Source organism: Aminobacter sp. Y103A (assembly GCF_030294925.1).
In the GTDB taxonomy this organism is placed as follows: domain Bacteria; phylum Pseudomonadota; class Alphaproteobacteria; order Rhizobiales; family Rhizobiaceae; genus Aminobacter; species Aminobacter ciceronei.
In genome coordinates, this window is record NZ_AP017986.1 from 1745466 (window position 1) to 1762356 (window position 16891).

Below are 16891 nucleotides of genomic sequence, written 5' to 3' on the forward strand. Positions count from 1 at the left end.
AATGAAAGAGGCCCCGGAGCGATGATCCGGGGCCTTTTGCTTTGCCACGGCCGCCACTGCATTTTTGCGTTGCACAATGACGGCCGGCGCGCAAAGAAGAAGAGCATGAAGACCGCCGCGCTCCGGGTACTCGTCATCGACGAAAACCGCATCCGCGCCTCGATCATCGAGGCGGGGCTGCGCGAGGCCGGGCATGAGGACGTCACGCTGGTCCACGATGTTTCAGGCATCGGCCGACGCATCGCCGAGATCAATCCCGACGTCATCGTCATCGATCTCGAAAACCCCAACCGCGACATGCTGGAGAACATGTTCCAGCTGTCACGAGCGGTGAAGCGGCCGATCGCCATGTTCGTCGACCGCTCCGACAGCGCCTCGATCGAGGCCGCGGTCGATGCCGGCGTCTCCGCCTATGTCGTCGACGGGCTGAAGCGCGAGCGGGTCAAGCCGATCCTCGACATGGCCGTCAGTCGCTTCAATGCGTTTTCGCGGCTGGCGCGCGAACTGGAGGAGGCGCGCAGCGAACTCGAGGACCGCAAGGTGATCGACCGCGCCAAGGGCATCCTGATGAAGTCGCGCGGCATCTCCGAAACCGAGGCCTATGCGCTGATGCGCAAGGCGGCGATGAACCAGAACCGCAAGCTGTCGGAGATCGCCCAAAGCCTCGTCACCGCTGCAGGCCTGTTGGGAGACGACGCATGAGCGAGGCCCGCTTCGAGATTTCAGCCGGTTTCCTGCCGCTGCTCGACAGCGCGCTTCTGGTCGCGGCCCGGGAGAAGGGCTTTGCCGCGGCCGAAGGCATCGAGCTCACCTTGCTGCGCGAGACCTCCTGGGCCAACATCCGCGACCGGCTCGCGGTCGGGCATTTCCAGGTCGCGCATATGCTGGCGCCGATGCCGATCGCCTGCAATCTCGGCCTGACCCCGCTGGCGGCCAACACCGTCGTGCCGATGGCGCTCGGCCTCGGCGGCAATGCGGTCACCGTGTCGAACGCGCTGTGGCACGACATGGCCGGCCATGGCGCAAGCGACGATCTTTCGCCGCGTGCCGTCGGCGAGGCGCTGCGCGCCGTCGTCGCCGCGCGTGCCCGCAGCAACGCGTCGCCGCTGCGTCTCGGCGTCGTTCATCCGCATTCCGGCCATAACTACGAACTGCGTTACTGGCTGGCTGCCTGCGGCATCGATCCCGACCGCGACGTCGAGATCGTGATCCTGCCGCCGCCGCTGATGGCCGATGCCTTGGGCTCGGGCGCGCTCGACGGCTTCTGCGCCGGCGAACCCTGGAATACCGCCGCCGTTTTGCTCGGCCATGGCCGCATCGCCACGGTCAAGGCCAAGATCTGGCGTTCCAGCCCGGAGAAGGTGCTGGGCGCCGACGCGCGCTGGGGCGAGGCCAATGCCGAGGCGCTGTCGGCGTTGCTGCGCGCCATCCACCATGCGGCGCAGTGGTGCGCGGAACCGGCCAATCACGCCGAGCTTGCCGGCATCATGGCGGCGCCTGCCTATGTCGGGCGCCCGGCCGGATGGATGCTGCCGGCATTGTCAGGCCATCTCGGCACGGCAGTGGACAGTCTCGTCGACGTTGACGACTTCTTCGTGCCGCAGGCCAAGGCCGCGACCTTCCCGTGGAAGAGCCATGCCTTGTGGTTCTACAGCCAGATGGTGCGCTGGGGCCAGGTGGAGCATTCCGCCGCCAATGCCGCGATCGCCCGCGACACCTACCGTCCCGACCTCTACCGCACCGCGCTCAAGCCGCTGGGGGCGGCACTGCCCGGCGCCAATGCCAAGGTCGAAGGTGCGCTGCCGGTGCCGACGCCGGTCGGCTCGGCCGGCGCCAGCCTGGTGCTTGGGCCGGACGGATTCTTTGACGGCGGCCTGTTCGATCCCGACGATCTTGACGGCTACATCGCTGCCCAGCTGAACGTGGCCGGCTGATCGGTCGTCAATTTTTGTGCACTGCACATAAATTGGGCAGGTGCCGACGTGAGTTGGCTATCGATTGATCGCCTGTAATTCGGCAGCCAATGCGGCCGATTTTACATAAGCATCTGAAAATAAAAGGGAACGCCGTGATCAGTGAAACTGGCACGGCTTGTGCATTGCAGTAGACGAGGCCACCGCATCGGCCTGAAACTCGAGATCGAGTTTCGGTGAGCACGATGCGGCAGGGCCAGACATATCGGCGTCCAATGGCGGGCGCCCCAGGCGAAGCTGCCGACCAGATGACCGCGATCCCGGATGTACGGACGCGCGACCCTGGCCGGCAGCTTTTTTTGTTTTCGCGATCCAGATCAGCGCGGCGCCTCCCACGCCGCACAACGGAGCCGACAATGACCACCACCCTCCCAGCCGCGCCCAGCCAGGACAATGCTCCGGTCAGGGCGCTAGCCATCTCCACCATCGCCTTCACCGTCTGCTTTGCCGTGTGGACGATCTTTTCGATCATCGGCGTGCGCATCAAGCAGGAGCTCGGCCTCTCCGAAACCCAGTTCGGGCTGCTCATCGGCACGCCGATCCTGACCGGCTCGCTGGTGCGCATCGTGCTCGGCGTCTGGACCGACCGTTTCGGCGGGCGTCTCGTCTACACCGCGACCATGCTGGCGGCGGCCATCGCCACCTTCCTGCTCGCCTTTGCCCAGACCTACACCCAGATGCTGATCGCCGCCCTCGGCGTCGGCCTCGCCGGCGGCTCCTTCGCCGTCGGTGTCGCTTATGTCTCGCGCTTCTTTCCGGCCGGCAAGCAGGGCACGGCGCTCGGCATCTTCGGCGTCGGCAATGTCGGCGCCGCAGTCACCAAGTTCCTGGCACCCTTCGTGTTGCTTGCCGGCGGCTGGCAGGAAGTGGCGCTGATCTGGGCTGCCTGCCTCGGCTTCATGGCCTTCATCTTCTGGTTCGGCAGCGAGGACGACCCCGTCATCCGCCAGCGCCGCATCCATGGCGGACAGGCAAAGAGCTTCTGGGCCGAGTTCGCGCCGCTGCGCAACGTCCAGGTCTGGCGCTTCGGCCTCTATTATTTCTTTTCCTTTGGCGCCTTCGTCGCCCTGGCTCTGTGGCTGCCGCGCTACCTGATCGGCGTCTATGGCTTCGACATCGTCACCGCCGGCATGATCGGTGCCGCCTATTCGATCCCGGCCAGCATCTTCCGCGCCTATGGCGGCATCCTCTCCGACCGCGTCGGCGCCCGCACGGTGATGTACTGGACCTTCGGCGTCTCGGCGATCGCCACGCTGATCCTGTCGCTGCCGACGGCCGATTATGTCGTGCACGGCATCAGCGGACCGATGTCCTTCCACTTCGAGGTCGGGCCGATCGCCTTCATGGTCGTCGCTTTCGTGCTCGGCTTCTTCATGAGCCTGGGCAAGGCCGCCGTCTACAAGCACATCCCGGCCTACTATCCTGAAAATGTCGGCGCCGTCGGCGGCCTCGTCGGCATGATCGGCGGCCTTGGCGGCTTCATCCTGCCCATCGCATTCGGCGCGCTCAACGACCTCACCGGCCTGTGGTCGAGCTGCTTCATGCTTTTGTTCGCCATCGTCGTGGCATCGCTGGTCTGGATGCACCTGTCGATCCGCCGGATGTCGCGCGAAAGCGCCGACGCGCCGCTGACCTTCGCTGCCCAGTGACATTGTCGAGGAGCACAGCAATGACCGAGAGACTTGTCATCATCGGCAACGGCATGGCCCCCGGGCGCATGCTGGAACATCTGCTGGAAGCAGCACCCGACCGCTACCAGGTCACCATCTTCAACGCCGAGCCGCGCGTGAACTACGACCGCATCATGCTGTCGCCGGTCCTGTCGGGCGAGAAGGCCTTCGAGGAGATCGTGATCCACGGCGACGGCTGGTACATCAAGCACGGCATCACGCTCTACAAGGGCCACAGGATCGTCGCCATCGACCGCGTGGCGAAGACCGTCACATCGGACCATGGCGTCACCGAACCCTATGACAGGCTGGTCGTCGCCACCGGTTCGGTGCCCTTCATCATTCCGGTGCCGGGCACGGATTTGCCCGGCGTGCTGACCTACCGCGACCTCGACGACGTCAACGCCATGCTGCTTGCCGCCCAGTCACGCGCCAGGGCGGTGGTGATCGGCGGCGGACTGCTCGGCCTGGAGGCCGCGGCGGGACTGAAGGAGCAGGGCATGGATGTGACGGTGCTGCACGTCATGCCGACGCTGATGGAGCGCCAGCTCGACCCTGCCGCCGGCTATCTCCTGCAGAAGGCGGTCGAGGCGCGTGGCATCAAGGTGATGACCAAGGCCAACACCAAGGCCATCGTCGGCGATGGCAAGGTCGAGGGCGTGGAACTCGCCGATGGCACCATCATCCCGGCGACGCTGGTGGTGATGGCAGTCGGCATCCGGCCCAATGCATCGATCGCCAGGGATGCCGGCATCGACACCAATCGCGGCATTGTGGTCGACCACGGCATGCGCACCTCCGATCCCGACATCCTTGCGCTCGGCGAATGCGCGGAGGTCGGCGGCCAGGTCTACGGGCTCGTCGCGCCGCTCTACGAGATGGCACGCGTCGCAGCGGCCCATCTCGCTGGCGACGAGACGGCCTGCTTCGTCCATTCCGACACGCCGACAAAGCTCAAGGTCACCGGCATCGACCTCTATTCGCTCGGCGACTTCGCCGATGGCGACGACCGCGAGGAGATCGTGCTGCGCGATGCCGCAGCCGGCATCTACAAGCGGCTGGTGCTCAAGGACAATCGTGTCATCGGCACGGTGCTCTATGGCGAAACGGGTGACGGGGCCTGGTTCAACGACCTCAAGAAGAAGCAGACCGATATTTCGGAGATGCGCGACACGCTGATCTTCGGCCAGGCCTATCAGGGAGGATCGCCGCTGGACCCTATGGCGGCCGTTGCGGCACTGGCGGATGATGCAGAAATCTGCGGCTGCAACGGCGTCTGCAAGGGCAAGATCACCGGCACCATCATTGCGAAGGGGCTGACCTCGCTCGACGACGTCCGCGCCCATACCAAGGCGTCCGCGTCCTGCGGCTCCTGCACCGGCCTTGTCGAGCAACTGATGTCGCTGACCCTGGGCGACAGCTACAACCCTACAGCCGTGCAGCCGATGTGCAAATGCACCGAGCTCGGCCATGACGACGTGCGCCGCCTGATCAAGGCCAAGGGCCTGAAGACCATCCCGGAGGTGATGCAGGAGCTGCAGTGGAAGACCTCCTGCGGCTGCGCCAAGTGCCGGCCGGCGCTCAACTACTACCTCGTCTGCGACTGGCCCGACGAATATGCCGACGACTACCAGTCGCGTTTCATCAACGAGCGTGTCCACGCCAACATCCAGAAGGACGGTACCTATTCGGTGGTGCCGCGCATGTGGGGCGGGGTGACCAGCTCAGGCGAATTGCGCGCCATCGCCGATGTCGTCGACAAGTTCGAGATCCCGCTGGTCAAGGTGACGGGCGGCCAGCGCATCGACATGCTGGGCATCCGCAAGGAGGACCTGCCGGCGGTCTGGTCCGATCTTGGCAAGGCCGGTTTCGTCTCGGGCCACGCTTATGCCAAGGGCCTGCGCACGGTGAAGACCTGCGTCGGCTCCGACTGGTGCCGTTTCGGCACCCAGGATTCGACCGGACTCGGCATCCGCATCGAGAAGTTCATGTGGGGCTCGTGGACGCCGGCCAAGCTCAAGATGGCGGTGTCGGGCTGCCCGCGCAACTGCGCCGAGGCGACCTGCAAGGACATCGGCGTGATCTGCGTCGACAGCGGTTTCGAGGTCCATTTTGCCGGTGCTGCCGGCCTCGACATCAAGGGCACCGAGGTGCTCGGCCTTGTGAAATCGGAGGACGAGGCGCTCGAGGTCATCGTCGCGCTGACGCAGATGTATCGCGAGCAGGGCCGCTATCTCGAACGCATCTACAAATGGGCCAAGCGTGTCGGCATTGCCGAGATCAGGCGCCAGATCCTCGACGATGCCGGCAAGCGCAAGGCCTATTACGAGCGTTTCGTCTTTTCCCAGAAATTCGCCCAGGTCGATCCATGGTCGGAGCGCGTCTCCGGCAAGGACAAGCACGAGTTCCGCCCGATGGCCTCGGTCGGCTATGCGGAGGCAGCGGAATGAGCGAGATGGACTGGATCGCGATCGGGACGATCGCCGACATACCGTTGCGCGGTGCGCGCTGTGTGAACACGCCCCAGGGCAAGATCGGCGTGTTCCGCACCGCCGAAGACCAGGTCTTCGCCATCGAGGACCACTGCCCGCACAAGGGCGGGCCGCTGAGCCAGGGCATCGTCCATGGTGCGGCGGTGACCTGCCCGCTGCACAACTGGGTGTTTTCGCTCGAAACCGGCAAGGCGCTCGGCGCCGACGAAGGCGCGGTCAGGACCATCCCGCTCAAGGTCGAGGACGGGCGCCTGTTCATCGCCCTCGAACTCCGTGCTTCGAAGGCAGCCTGACCATGACGGATGCACGCGAGGTGAGGACCGCCTGTCCCTATTGCGGGGTGGGTTGCGGCGTGCAGGCGCGGGTCGCCGCGGACGAAACAGTGTCCGTGCGCGGCGACCCCGGCCATCCCGCCAATGCCGGCAAACTCTGTTCCAAGGGCTCCGCGCTTGGCGAAACGCTCCGCCTCGACGGGCGTGTGCTGCATCCCGAGATCGCCGGCCGCAGCACCTCCTGGGACGCGGCGCTCGATGTGGTGGCCGGGCGCTTCTCCGAGACCATCGCCCGCCACGGAGCTGACGCCGTTGCCTTCTATGTCTCGGGGCAATTGCTGACCGAGGATTATTACGTCGCCAACAAGCTGATGAAGGGGTTCATCGGCTCGGCCAATATCGACACCAATTCGCGGCTGTGCATGGCCTCCAGCGTCGCCGGCCACAAGCGCGCCTTCGGCGAAGACATTGTGCCCGGCGTCTACGCGGATTTAGAACAGGCCGACCTTGTCGTGCTTGTCGGGTCCAACACCGCCTGGTGCCATCCGATCCTCTACCAGCGCCTGCTTGCCGCGCGCGCCGAGCGCGGAACCAGGATCGTCGTCGTCGATCCGCGCCGCACGGCTACCGCCGGAGAGTGCGACCTGCATCTGCAGCTCAGGCCGGGCACCGACGTGGCGCTGTTCAACGGCCTTCTGGCGCATCTTGTGGGCAGCAGTGCCATCGACCGCGACTATGTCGCCGCCCACACTTCGGGCTTCGAGGCGGCGGTCAGCCTTGCCTGCGCCGACGCGCCGACGCCGAGGCGTGTCGCCGAAACCTGCGATCTCGACAGCGCCGAGGTGTCACGTTTCTACGACTGGTTCGCGGCGACGGCGCGCACCGTCACCGTCTACAGCCAGGGCGTCAACCAGTCGGCCCATGGCACCGACAAGGTCAATGCCATCCTCAATTGCCACTTGGCGACCGGCCGCATCGGCAGGCCGGGCATGGGGCCGTTCTCGGTCACCGGCCAGCCCAATGCGATGGGCGGGCGCGAGGTTGGCGGCCTTGCCAACCAGCTTGCAGCGCATATGGGCTTCGACGATCCCCAGGCGCCTGACAGGGTCGGCCGCTTCTGGCGCACGGTTGCCATTGCCCGCAAGCCGGGCCTGAAGGCCGTCGACATGTTCGAGGCGGCAGGCGACGGCCGTATCAAGGCGCTCTGGGTGATGGGCACCAACCCCGCCGTCAGCATGCCGGATGCCGGCAAGGTGCGCGCTGCCCTGAAGGCCTGCGAATTCGTCGTGGTCTCGGATGTCACCCGCACCGACACCAGCCAGTTCGCCGACGTGCTGCTGCCTGCCGCGGCCTGGGGCGAGAAGGACGGCACGGTGACCAATTCAGAGCGCCTGATATCGCGCCAGAAATCGTTCCTGCCGATGCCTGGCGACGTCAGGCCCGACTGGTGGATCGTCTCGCAGGTCGCCCGGCGCATGGGCTTTGCCGAAGCCTTCGACCATCGGGGCCCGGCGGCGATCTTTCGCGAGCACGCGGCACTGTCCGCCTTCGAGAATGACGGCGTCCGCCTGTTCGACATTGGCGGCCTCGCCGATATCGAGGACAGCGCCTATGATACGCTTGTGCCGCTGCACTGGCCTTTTCCCGCCCGCGCCTCGGCCAAGAGCCCACGCTTGCTTGGCGATGGCCGCTTTCCCACCGCCGACGGCCGCGCCCGTTTCGTCGCCGTTCGCCAGGAGGGCGCGGCGCTGCCGGTCGACGCGGCGTTTCCCTTGGTTCTCAACACCGGCCGTCTGCGCGACCAGTGGCACACCATGACCCGCACCGGCCGGGTGCCGCGCCTGATGGCCAATGCGCCGGAGCCGGTGATCGAGCTGAACGCTGCCGACGCCGCCGCACTTGGGGTCGCCGACGGCGATCTCGTCCGCATCGAAAGCCGCTATGGCGGCGGCCGGGCCAAGGTCGCTGCCAGCGCCGGCCAGCGGCGGGGCGAGGCCTTCCTGCCGATGCACTGGAGCGGGCGCTTTGCCGCCAACGCCGCCGCCGGGTCGTTGTCGGCGCCGGTCACCGATCCATTTTCCGGCCAGCCGGAACTCAAGCACGTCCCGGTGCGGATCGCGCGCGAGCCGGTCGCCTGGGCCGGCGTGCTGATGACCCGCCGCGATATCAGGCCGACCGGCTTTGTCCACTGGAGCCGCGCGGCGGTGGCCGGCGGCTGGGTCTATGAACTCTCCGGCACCGAACCGCCCGAACAGGGCATCCTGCTCGCCCGCCGGCTGGTCGACGTCGTGCCGGCCGACCAACTGCTCGAATACACCGACCGGCGCAGCTCGACCTTCCGTGCTGCCGCGACCGACGCGGCGGGCCGGCTCGGCGAGGCGCTGCTGGTCGCGCCGCAAGGCCATCTGCCCGAGCGCGACTGGCTGCTGTCGCTGCTCGCTTCCGCCGAGCCGCTGTCGCCGCTCGACCGCCGCGCGCTGCTGTCGGGGCGAGCGCCGGTGCCGGTGCCGTCTGTCGGCCGCATCGTCTGCTCCTGCTTCAATGTCGGGGTCAACCAGCTCACCGCCGCGATATCGGGCGGCAGCAAAAGCCTCGACGAGATCGGCACAGCGCTGAAGGCCGGCACCAATTGCGGCTCCTGCCGGTCTGAGATCAGGACCATGCTCGAAGCGTCACGCCTGCTGGCCGCCGAGTGAAGCCGGCGAGGGGAGCAGCCGCGCCTGTCGGTATCACCGCATCTTGAGCGCCGCCACCGCCGCCTCGCTGCGGTGGATATGGTCATTGGCGTCGTCCTGGCGCTGGACCAGCAGGATGAACAGCAGATCGGTCAGCGCCAGTTGCGCGTCGCGGGCGGTGATCGACGACGAGCGGACATTGTCCTCGTCGCTGACCGAATGCAGCACGACGTCTGAAATGGCGCTCAGCGGATTGTCCCTGAGCGAGGAGATGACGATGACGGTGGCGCCCCGCTCCTTGGCGAGTTCGGCGATGCGCACCGTCTCGATGCTTGTGCCCGAATGCGAGAAGGCCAGCATCACGTCGCGCGATCCCAGCGACGCGGCGCTGGCGAGCTGCACATGGCTGTCGCTGTCGTGCAGCACGTTGCGGCCGAGCTTCATCAGCTTGATGGCGAAGTCGCGGGCGACCAGCGACGAGGCGCTGACGCCGGCGAGGTGGATGCGCTCGGCCCGGTCGAGCAGGTCGAGCACCCGCTCCACCGTCTGTTCGCTGTTGACCGACATCGTCTGCTGCATCGCCGCGAGTTTGCCGGCGACCAGCTTCTGCTGCACGGCAATGTAGCCGTCGGCGCGATCGATGCTGCCATGGACCATGCCGGGCGGCGCCTGCCATTGCTGGGCCTTGGCCTCGCTGACCGCAAGCTTCAGCTGCTGGTAGCTGGGATAACCGAGCTTCTGCGCGAATTTCACCACGCTGGACTGGCTGCGGCCCGTCTGCTCGCCCAGCGCCACCGACGACAGGCGCAGCATTTCATCTGGATTGTCGACGATGAACTGGCCGATCTGCCGGTCTGCCGGCGCCATGGTGTCGAGCGTCGCAATGATTTTCGTGAGAACCGACATGAAGCTCCTCGGGGCTCTCTCATCCAGCTGACATCAAGGAATAGAATATTCCAGGCAAGGTTGACAGAGAAGAATATTGCGATCAACTCTCTTGTCAGTTCTGCCGGTTCGATCGGCTGCTGAACGGATTCTTTGATATGGACAAGTTGCGTATCGTCGGCGGGCAGAGGCTGCAGGGCGCGGTCGCCATTTCAGGCGCCAAGAATGCGGCCTTGCCGCAGATCGCGGCCTCTTTGCTGAGCCCGGAACCGCTCTACCTGACAAACCTGCCTGCGGTGAGCGACGTCGAGAACATGCTCGGCGTCATCACCCAGCATGGCGCTGAAATCAGCCGCCAGGGCCGCTCCGTCCATGTCGACGCGAGCAAGGCCTCGTCGCGGGAAACCAGCTACGACACGGTGCGCAAGATGCGTGCCACGGTGCTGGTGCTGGGGCCGCTGCTTGCCCGTTTCGGCAAGGCCGAGGTGTCGCTGCCCGGCGGCTGCGCCATCGGCGCGCGGCCCGTCGACATGCACATCAAGGCGCTCGGACAATTGGGCGCCAACATCGGCATTCGCGGCGGCTCGATCGTCGCCGCCGCGCCCAAGGGGCTGACCGGCGCACGCATCGTGCTCGGCTCGCCGTCGGTCGGCGCGACCGAGACGGCGATGATGGCGGCAACCGCGGCACAGGGCGAGACCGAGATCGTCAACGCCGCCCGCGAGCCCGAGGTGATGGACCTCGCCGCCTGCCTCGGCGCCATGGGCGCAAACATCGAAGGGGCGGGCACGCACCGGATCCTCGTCCAGGGCGGCACGTCCTGGCGCGCGGCCAGCCATCACACCATCCCCGACCGCATCGAGGCGGGAACCTATGCGATTGCCGCAGCGATTACAGGCGGCCAGCTCGAGCTGACCAATGCGCGACTCGAGCACATGGCGTCGGTGGTGCAGGTGCTGGAGGCGGCGGGCGTCAGCGTCTGGCCGGGCGACCGCGGGCTGATCGTCTCGCGCGACGGTCCGTTGACGCCGGTCGACGTCACCACGGAGCCATATCCGGGCTTTCCGACCGATCTCCAGGCCCAGTTCATGGCGTTGATGTGCTGCGCGCCGGGCGCGTCGCTGTTGCGCGAGACGGTGTTCGAGAACCGCTTCATGCATGTGCCCGAGCTGGTTCGCCTCGGCGCCAACATCACCTTGCAGGGCACGACGGCGCTGGTGCGCGGCGGCACACCACTGCGCGGGGCGCAGGTCATGGCCACCGATCTCCGGGCGTCGGTGTCGCTGGTGCTTGCAGCCCTGGTCGCCGAGGGCGAGAGCATCGTCAATCGCGTCTACCACCTCGACCGGGGCTACGAGAGCCTCGACCGCAAGCTCCAGATGTGCGGAGCGACAATCGAGCGGCTACCCGGATGAGTGCGGTGGCGCTCCCCCGTTTCTATCTCGGCGTCGATGGCGGCGGCACCGGTTGCCGCGCCCGCATCGTCGATGCGACAGGCGATGTGCTCGGCCAAGGGCTCTCCGGTCCGGCGACGACGCGGCTCGGCATCGACGTCGCCTGGGCCTCGATCGCCCGTGCCTATGGCGCGGCTGTCGAGGAGGCCGGCTTCGGAGCAGCCGAGCTGGCGCGCACCTTTGCCGGCATTGGCCTTGCCGGCATCGGCCGCAAGGGCGCGCTGGAGGCGCTGCAGGCGCTGGAACACCCCTTCGCCGCTATCGGCTTCACCAGCGACGGCATGGGCGCCTGCCTTGGCGCCCATTCGGGCAAGGACGGCGCCATCGTCATTGCCGGCACCGGTTCGATCGGGCTGGGCGTCGTCGAGGGGCGCGACCTCAGGGTCGGCGGCTACGGTTTTCCGATCTCGGATGAGGGCAGTGGCGCCGATCTCGGCCTGAAGGCGGTGCAACTGGCGCTGCGCGCCCATGATGGCCGCCACGACCGTTCGGCCCTTCTCACCGAGGTCATGCAGCGCTTCCACAACGACCCGATGGAAGCCGTGGCCTGGATGGACCGGGCAACCGCCACCGATTACGCAGCACTTGCGCCCACCGTCATGCGCCACGCCGACCAGGGCGATGCCGCCGGGCGCCGCATCGTGCAGGCGGCGGCAGAGCAGATCGACACCATCGTGCGCACCCTGTTCGACAAGGGCGCGCCGCGCGTCACCCTGCTCGGCGGCCTGGCCAGCCCGCTGGAGCCCTGGCTTGCGCCCGACGTCCGCCGCCGCCTCAAGCCGGCGGACGGCGATGCCGTGTCGGGGGCGATCATCCTGGCCCGACAGCTCGACCGGACGCTCATTGCCAAGGAATAATCCATTCCAAAATTTATTGACAACAGGAATATGCCATTCTAAAACGTTAATGAAAGCCTAGGAGAACCGGCTCCACAGGCTCTTGCATCTTGAGAACCGGGCAGGTGGCGACAAGTGTCAGAACAAGCCTTGATTTCGGAACTGGGGCGTTTGGTTTCCGAGGAGCGGAACCCGCGCACCATGGATATCGACCTTTTGCCGACCATCGACGTGCTCAGGAAAATCAACGACGAAGACAAGCTTGTCGCCCATGCGGTCGAGCGTGTGATCCCAGAGATCGCGGCCGTAGTCGACCGCACCATCGCCGCCTTCCGCCAGGGTGGCCGCCTGATCTATATGGGCGCCGGCACCAGCGGCCGCATCGGCGTGCTCGACGCCTCGGAGTGCCCGCCGACTTTCAGCGTGCCTGCGACCATGGTGGTCGGCCTCATTGCCGGCGGCTACAGCGCGCTGCTGAAGGCCACCGAAGGGGCCGAGGACAGCCAGACCAAGGGTGCGGAGGCGCTGGCCGACATCGAGCTGACATCCAGGGACGTCGTCGTCGGGATCGCTGCAAGCGGCCGTACGCCCTATGTCATCGGCGGTCTGAACTATGCGAAGAAGGTCGGCGCCACCGCGGTGGCTTTGTCCTGCAACCCGCAGTCGGCCATCGCTGAAATCGCCGACATCGCCATTTCGCCCGTCGTCGGCCCCGAGGCGCTGACCGGTTCGACGCGGATGAAATCGGGCACGGCCGAAAAGCTGGTGCTCAACATGCTGACCACCGCCAGCATGATCGGCATCGGCAAGACCTATGAAAACCTGATGGTCGACTTGAAGGCATCCAACAAGAAGCTTGTTGCCCGCGCCGCCCGCATCGTCATGCAGGCAGCCGAATGCACGCTGGAAGAGGCGCAGGCAGCGCTCGCCCAGACCGACAACGACGTGAAGCTGGCAATCCTCATCGTCATGACGGGGATGGAACCCGCCGCGGCGCGATCAGCGCTGGACGGTTCCAGAGGCTTCTTGCGGCAAGCAATCCAGGATGCGAAGCAGGCATCCCAATGATCCGGGCCACTGATCCGGGCAACTGAGTGATCCGGGCGGCCATTCCGGCCGCCGGCGAAAGAGTAACAGGGAGGATGAAATGACCAGCAAATTCAGATATTTCCTTGGCGCGACGACGGCCGTGATGATCGGTCTCTCGGCGGTCGCAGGCCATGCCGATGCAGCGAACTTGCGCATGGCCTGGGCGCAGGACGCCACCGGCCTCGACCCGCACAAGCAGACCGCGTTCTCGTCGCTGCGCCTGCTCGAGCTGATCTATGAGCCGCTCGTGCGCCTCGACGCCGATCTCAAGATCATCCCCGGCATCGCGACGTCCTGGGAATTCGCAGCTGATGGCAAGCAGCTCACCTTCAAGCTCGACCCCAAGGCCAAGTTCCAGAACGGCGCCGCCGTGACCTCGGCCGACGTCAAGGCATCGTTCGAGCGTATCCTCGACGAGAAGACCGGTGCCGCCAACCGCGCCAACTACCTCTCCATCGAGAGCATCGAGGCGCCCGATGCCGGCACCGTGGTGTTCAAGCTGAAGCAGCCCGACGCGCCGATCCTGACCGCCATGACCGACACCAATTCGTCGATCGTCCCGGCAAGCGAGATCGCGGCCGGCACCATCGGCACCAAGGCCATCGGCTCGGGTCCGTTCAAGCTCGAGAAGTGGGATCCCAATTCCAAGGCGGCACTCGTCGCCAACAAGGACTGGGCCGGGGGTGCTACCGGCGTCGACGGCATCGAGATCAGCGTCCTGCCCGACGAAACCGCGATCCTCGCCGCCATGCGCACCGGCCAGGTCGATTTCGCCCTGCTCAACGATCCGCTGATCGCGACGCTGGTGCCCAACGAGCCCAAGCTCCAGCTCAACCGCGCGCCGCTGCTCGCCTACCATGTGCTGCAGCTCAACCCGGCGCGCAAGCCGATGAACGAGCTCGCCGTGCGCCAGGCGATCTCCTGCGCCGTCGACCGCAAGGCGGTGCTCGACACGGCATCCCTCGGTGAAGGCCAGGTGACCGGGCCGATCACTGCACCCTTCTTCGCTTCCGATCCGAATTCGCTGTTCTGCTACAAGCAGGATATCGACAAGGCCAAGAAGCTGATGGCCGATGCCGGCTTTGCCGACGGCTTCAGCGCGACCGTGATCGCCGCCACCGGCGAGCCGCCGACGGCTGCCGCCGAAGCCCAGGTGCTGCAGTCGCAGCTGGCCGAGATCGGCGTCAAGCTCGACATCAAGATGATGGAGCTCAACGTCTATGTCGACACCTGGCTGAAGGGCGACTTCGACATGGCTGTGGCGCTGAATGGCGGTCGTCCCGACCCCTACACCATGTACAATCGCTACTGGACCAAGAACGGCAACCTGCAGAAGGTTTCCAACTTCGCCGACGACACGCTCGACAAGCTGCTGCAGGACGGCCGCGCCGAGACCGATCCGGAAAAGCGCAAGGCGATCTTCGCCGAGTTCGACAAGCAGCTTGCCGAAAAGGCGCCGTGGATCTGGCTCTACACTGGCTATGGCTACACCGCCCAGCAGAAGAACGTGCAGGGCTTCGTGCCGATGCCGACCGGCTCGCTGGTCAGCCTCGGCAAGGTCACCATCCAGTAGCAACTGGCGTTTTGGGCGGCGGGCATCTCCCTGCTGCCGCCCAAAGGCGGTCGCCGTTGAGCCGATGGCGACCGCCCTTGAATCCCGACCGGCCTTGAACCCGCGACTGGCCATGGCCGGTCCAGCCCGGGAACCGCAACGGCTCCCCAACTCCAGATGGTCCTTACGCCATGAGTTACGTGATACGTCGCCTGCGGGCCTTTCCCCTGGTGCTGATCGGCGTCTCGATCATCGTCTTCATCGCCATCCGGCTGGTGCCGGGCGATTCCATCACCGCCATGCTGGGCACCGAGGCTGGGCTTCTGACGCCGCAGCAGCGGGATTCGCTGGCCGTCTATTTCGGCATCGACCAACCCTGGCCGGTCCAATACTGGCGCTGGTTCACCGGCCTGTTCAGCGGCGACCTCGGCATATCGGTGACCTATGGCAAGCCGGTGCTGTCGGTCATCCTCGAACGCTTTCCGTTGACGCTCGAACTGGCGCTTCTGGCCATGCTGATCGCGCTGTCGATCGGCGTGCCGGCCGGCGTCTTCGCCGCCACCCGCAACGAACGTCCCGCCGATCTCGGCGTCCGCATCGTCGCCATGATCGGCCAGTCGACGCCGAGTTTCGTCGTCGGCCTTGTCATCATCTACATCCTGTCGGCCGGCTTCGGCGTGCTGCCGACGATGGGCGCCTTCACCCCGTTCTGGCAGCACCCGCTGCAGAATCTCGGCCAGATGATCCTGCCGGCGATCACGCTTGGCTGCGCCTTTGCGTCGTCGGTCACCCGCGTCACCCGTTCGGCCATGCTCGACGTGCTGAGCGACGACTATGTCCGCACCGCACGCAGCAAGGGCGCCTCCGAGCGCAGCGTCATCTGGCGCCACGCTCTGCCCAATGCGCTGGTGCCGGTGGTGACGCTGAGCGGCATCGAATTCGGCTATCTGCTCGGCGGCGCCGTCATCGTCGAGCAGATCTATGCCTTGCCCGGCCTCGGTCGCATGGTGCTCGAAGCCATCCTGCAGCGCGACTACGCGCTGGTGCAGGGTGCGGTGCTGTTCATCGCCCTCAACTTCATGATCGTCAATCTGCTCGTCGACCTCGCTTATGCCGCGCTCGACCCCCGTATTCGCCTGGAGGGCCGTTGATGCGTGTCGTGAAGGCCATTCTTTCGCATCCGAGCGGCCGCATCGGCGGCGTCATCGTGCTGGTCTATCTGCTCGTCGCCCTGCTCGGCGCCGTCGGCCTGACCCCGCATGACCCCTTGATGCAGTACCGCATCGACCGCCTGCATGCGCCGACATCGTCCTACTGGATGGGCACCGATCTGTTCGGCCGCGACGTCATGAGCCGCCTGATGAAGGGCATCGGCCAGTCCTTCACCGTGGCGTTTTTCTCCGTAGCACTCGCCACGCTTGCCGGCACCGTGCTCGGCCTCACCGCCGCCTGGTTTGGCGGCCGCTGGGACACGGTGATGATGCGGTTCATGGACGTGCTGCTGGCCTTCCCGGCGATCCTGCTGGCGCTGCTCATCGTCACCATCGTCGGCCCGGGCACCTGGACCAGCGTCGCCGCCATCAGCATCGTCTACACCCCGATCTTCACCCGTGTGGTGCGCGGCCCGGCGCTGTCGCTCAAGGCGCGCGACTTCGTCGATGCAGCCCGCACCTTCGGCTCCAGCCGCAGCTACATCCTGACCCGGCACCTGCTGCTCAACCTGGTGGCGCCTTTGACCGTGCAGGTGACTTTGGCGCTCGCCTGGGCGCTGCTGACCGAAGCCGGCCTCAGCTTCCTCGGCCTCGGCACCCAGCCGCCGGCCTCGTCGCTCGGCCTTATGCTGAGCGATGCCCGCAACCTGATGGAGCAGGCGCCGTGGCTGCTGGCCTTTCCGGCCGTCGCCATCATGCTCTCGATCCTCGGTTTCAACCTTCTCGGCGATGCGCTGCGCGACATCCTCGACCCCAAGACGAGGAGGGCGTGACCATGGCGC

Annotated in this window: 13 protein-coding genes; 12 read left to right on the forward strand and 1 reads right to left on the reverse strand. The window is 66.2% G+C overall.

All coding sequences use genetic code 11. The features are described 5' to 3' along the window. Positions 1–105: 105 nt before the first annotated feature. The 6 genes from Amn_RS08415 (at position 106) to Amn_RS08440 (ending at position 9103) form a co-directional block, all read left to right on the forward strand. On the forward strand, positions 106–702 hold the full coding sequence (locus Amn_RS08415) for an ANTAR domain-containing response regulator (protein WP_067966949.1): 597 nt from the start codon (positions 106–108) through the stop codon (positions 700–702). Continuing rightward, a complete protein-coding gene (locus Amn_RS08420; RefSeq protein ID WP_286296161.1) occupies positions 699–1934 on the forward strand; it encodes a CmpA/NrtA family ABC transporter substrate-binding protein in 1236 nt (411 codons plus the stop codon). Before Amn_RS08415 ends, Amn_RS08420 begins: the two co-directional genes overlap by 4 nt. Positions 1935–2329: 395 nt before the next feature. Continuing rightward, positions 2330–3622 (forward strand): MFS transporter, encoded by a 1293-nt coding sequence (locus Amn_RS08425; RefSeq protein WP_154385988.1) that lies wholly within the window; start codon positions 2330–2332, stop codon positions 3620–3622. Between the two features lie 20 nt (positions 3623–3642). Continuing rightward, positions 3643–6093 (forward strand): nitrite reductase large subunit NirB, encoded by a 2451-nt coding sequence (nirB, locus tag Amn_RS08430; RefSeq protein WP_154385987.1) that lies wholly within the window; start codon positions 3643–3645, stop codon positions 6091–6093. Between the two features lie 5 nt (positions 6094–6098). Continuing rightward, positions 6099–6428, forward strand: coding sequence for a nitrite reductase small subunit NirD (gene nirD, locus Amn_RS08435; RefSeq protein WP_067966946.1), 330 nt, complete (start codon positions 6099–6101; stop codon positions 6426–6428). A 2-nt stretch (positions 6429–6430) separates the two neighbouring features. After that, complete coding sequence (locus Amn_RS08440) at positions 6431–9103, forward strand: nitrate reductase (RefSeq protein WP_286296166.1); 2673 nt, start codon at positions 6431–6433, stop codon at positions 9101–9103. A gap of 33 nt (positions 9104–9136) precedes the next feature. Here Amn_RS08440 and Amn_RS08445 read toward each other — a convergent pair whose 3' ends face one another. Beyond that, positions 9137–9988, reverse strand: a complete 852-nt coding sequence (locus Amn_RS08445; RefSeq protein WP_286296168.1) for a MurR/RpiR family transcriptional regulator — start codon at positions 9986–9988, stop codon at positions 9137–9139. Positions 9989–10125: 137 nt separating this feature from the next. Between Amn_RS08445 and murA the strand changes: the two genes are divergently transcribed. The 6 genes from murA (at position 10126) to Amn_RS08475 (ending at position 16882) form a co-directional block, all read left to right on the forward strand. Then, positions 10126–11382 carry a UDP-N-acetylglucosamine 1-carboxyvinyltransferase gene (gene murA, locus Amn_RS08450; protein ID WP_286296170.1) on the forward strand — a complete coding sequence of 419 codons (1257 nt, stop codon included), beginning with the start codon at positions 10126–10128 and terminating at the stop codon, positions 11380–11382. 5 nt (positions 11383–11387) lie between these two features. After that, a complete protein-coding gene (locus Amn_RS08455) occupies positions 11388–12278 on the forward strand; it encodes a glucosamine kinase nucleotide-binding domain-containing protein (RefSeq protein WP_502874755.1) in 891 nt (296 codons plus the stop codon). Between the two features lie 114 nt (positions 12279–12392). Further along, on the forward strand, positions 12393–13325 hold the full coding sequence (gene murQ, locus Amn_RS08460; protein ID WP_286296174.1) for an N-acetylmuramic acid 6-phosphate etherase: 933 nt from the start codon (positions 12393–12395) through the stop codon (positions 13323–13325). Between the two features lie 79 nt (positions 13326–13404). Beyond that, positions 13405–14919 (forward strand): ABC transporter substrate-binding protein, encoded by a 1515-nt coding sequence (locus Amn_RS08465; RefSeq protein WP_286296176.1) that lies wholly within the window; start codon positions 13405–13407, stop codon positions 14917–14919. 170 nt (positions 14920–15089) lie between these two features. Next, entirely contained in the window at positions 15090–16049 is a 960-nt protein-coding gene (locus tag Amn_RS08470) for an ABC transporter permease (RefSeq protein WP_286296180.1), read from the forward strand. Beyond that, positions 16049–16882 carry an ABC transporter permease gene (locus tag Amn_RS08475; protein ID WP_182575285.1) on the forward strand — a complete coding sequence of 278 codons (834 nt, stop codon included), beginning with the start codon at positions 16049–16051 and terminating at the stop codon, positions 16880–16882. Before Amn_RS08470 ends, Amn_RS08475 begins: the two co-directional genes overlap by 1 nt. The last annotated feature ends 9 nt before the right edge of the window (positions 16883–16891 follow it).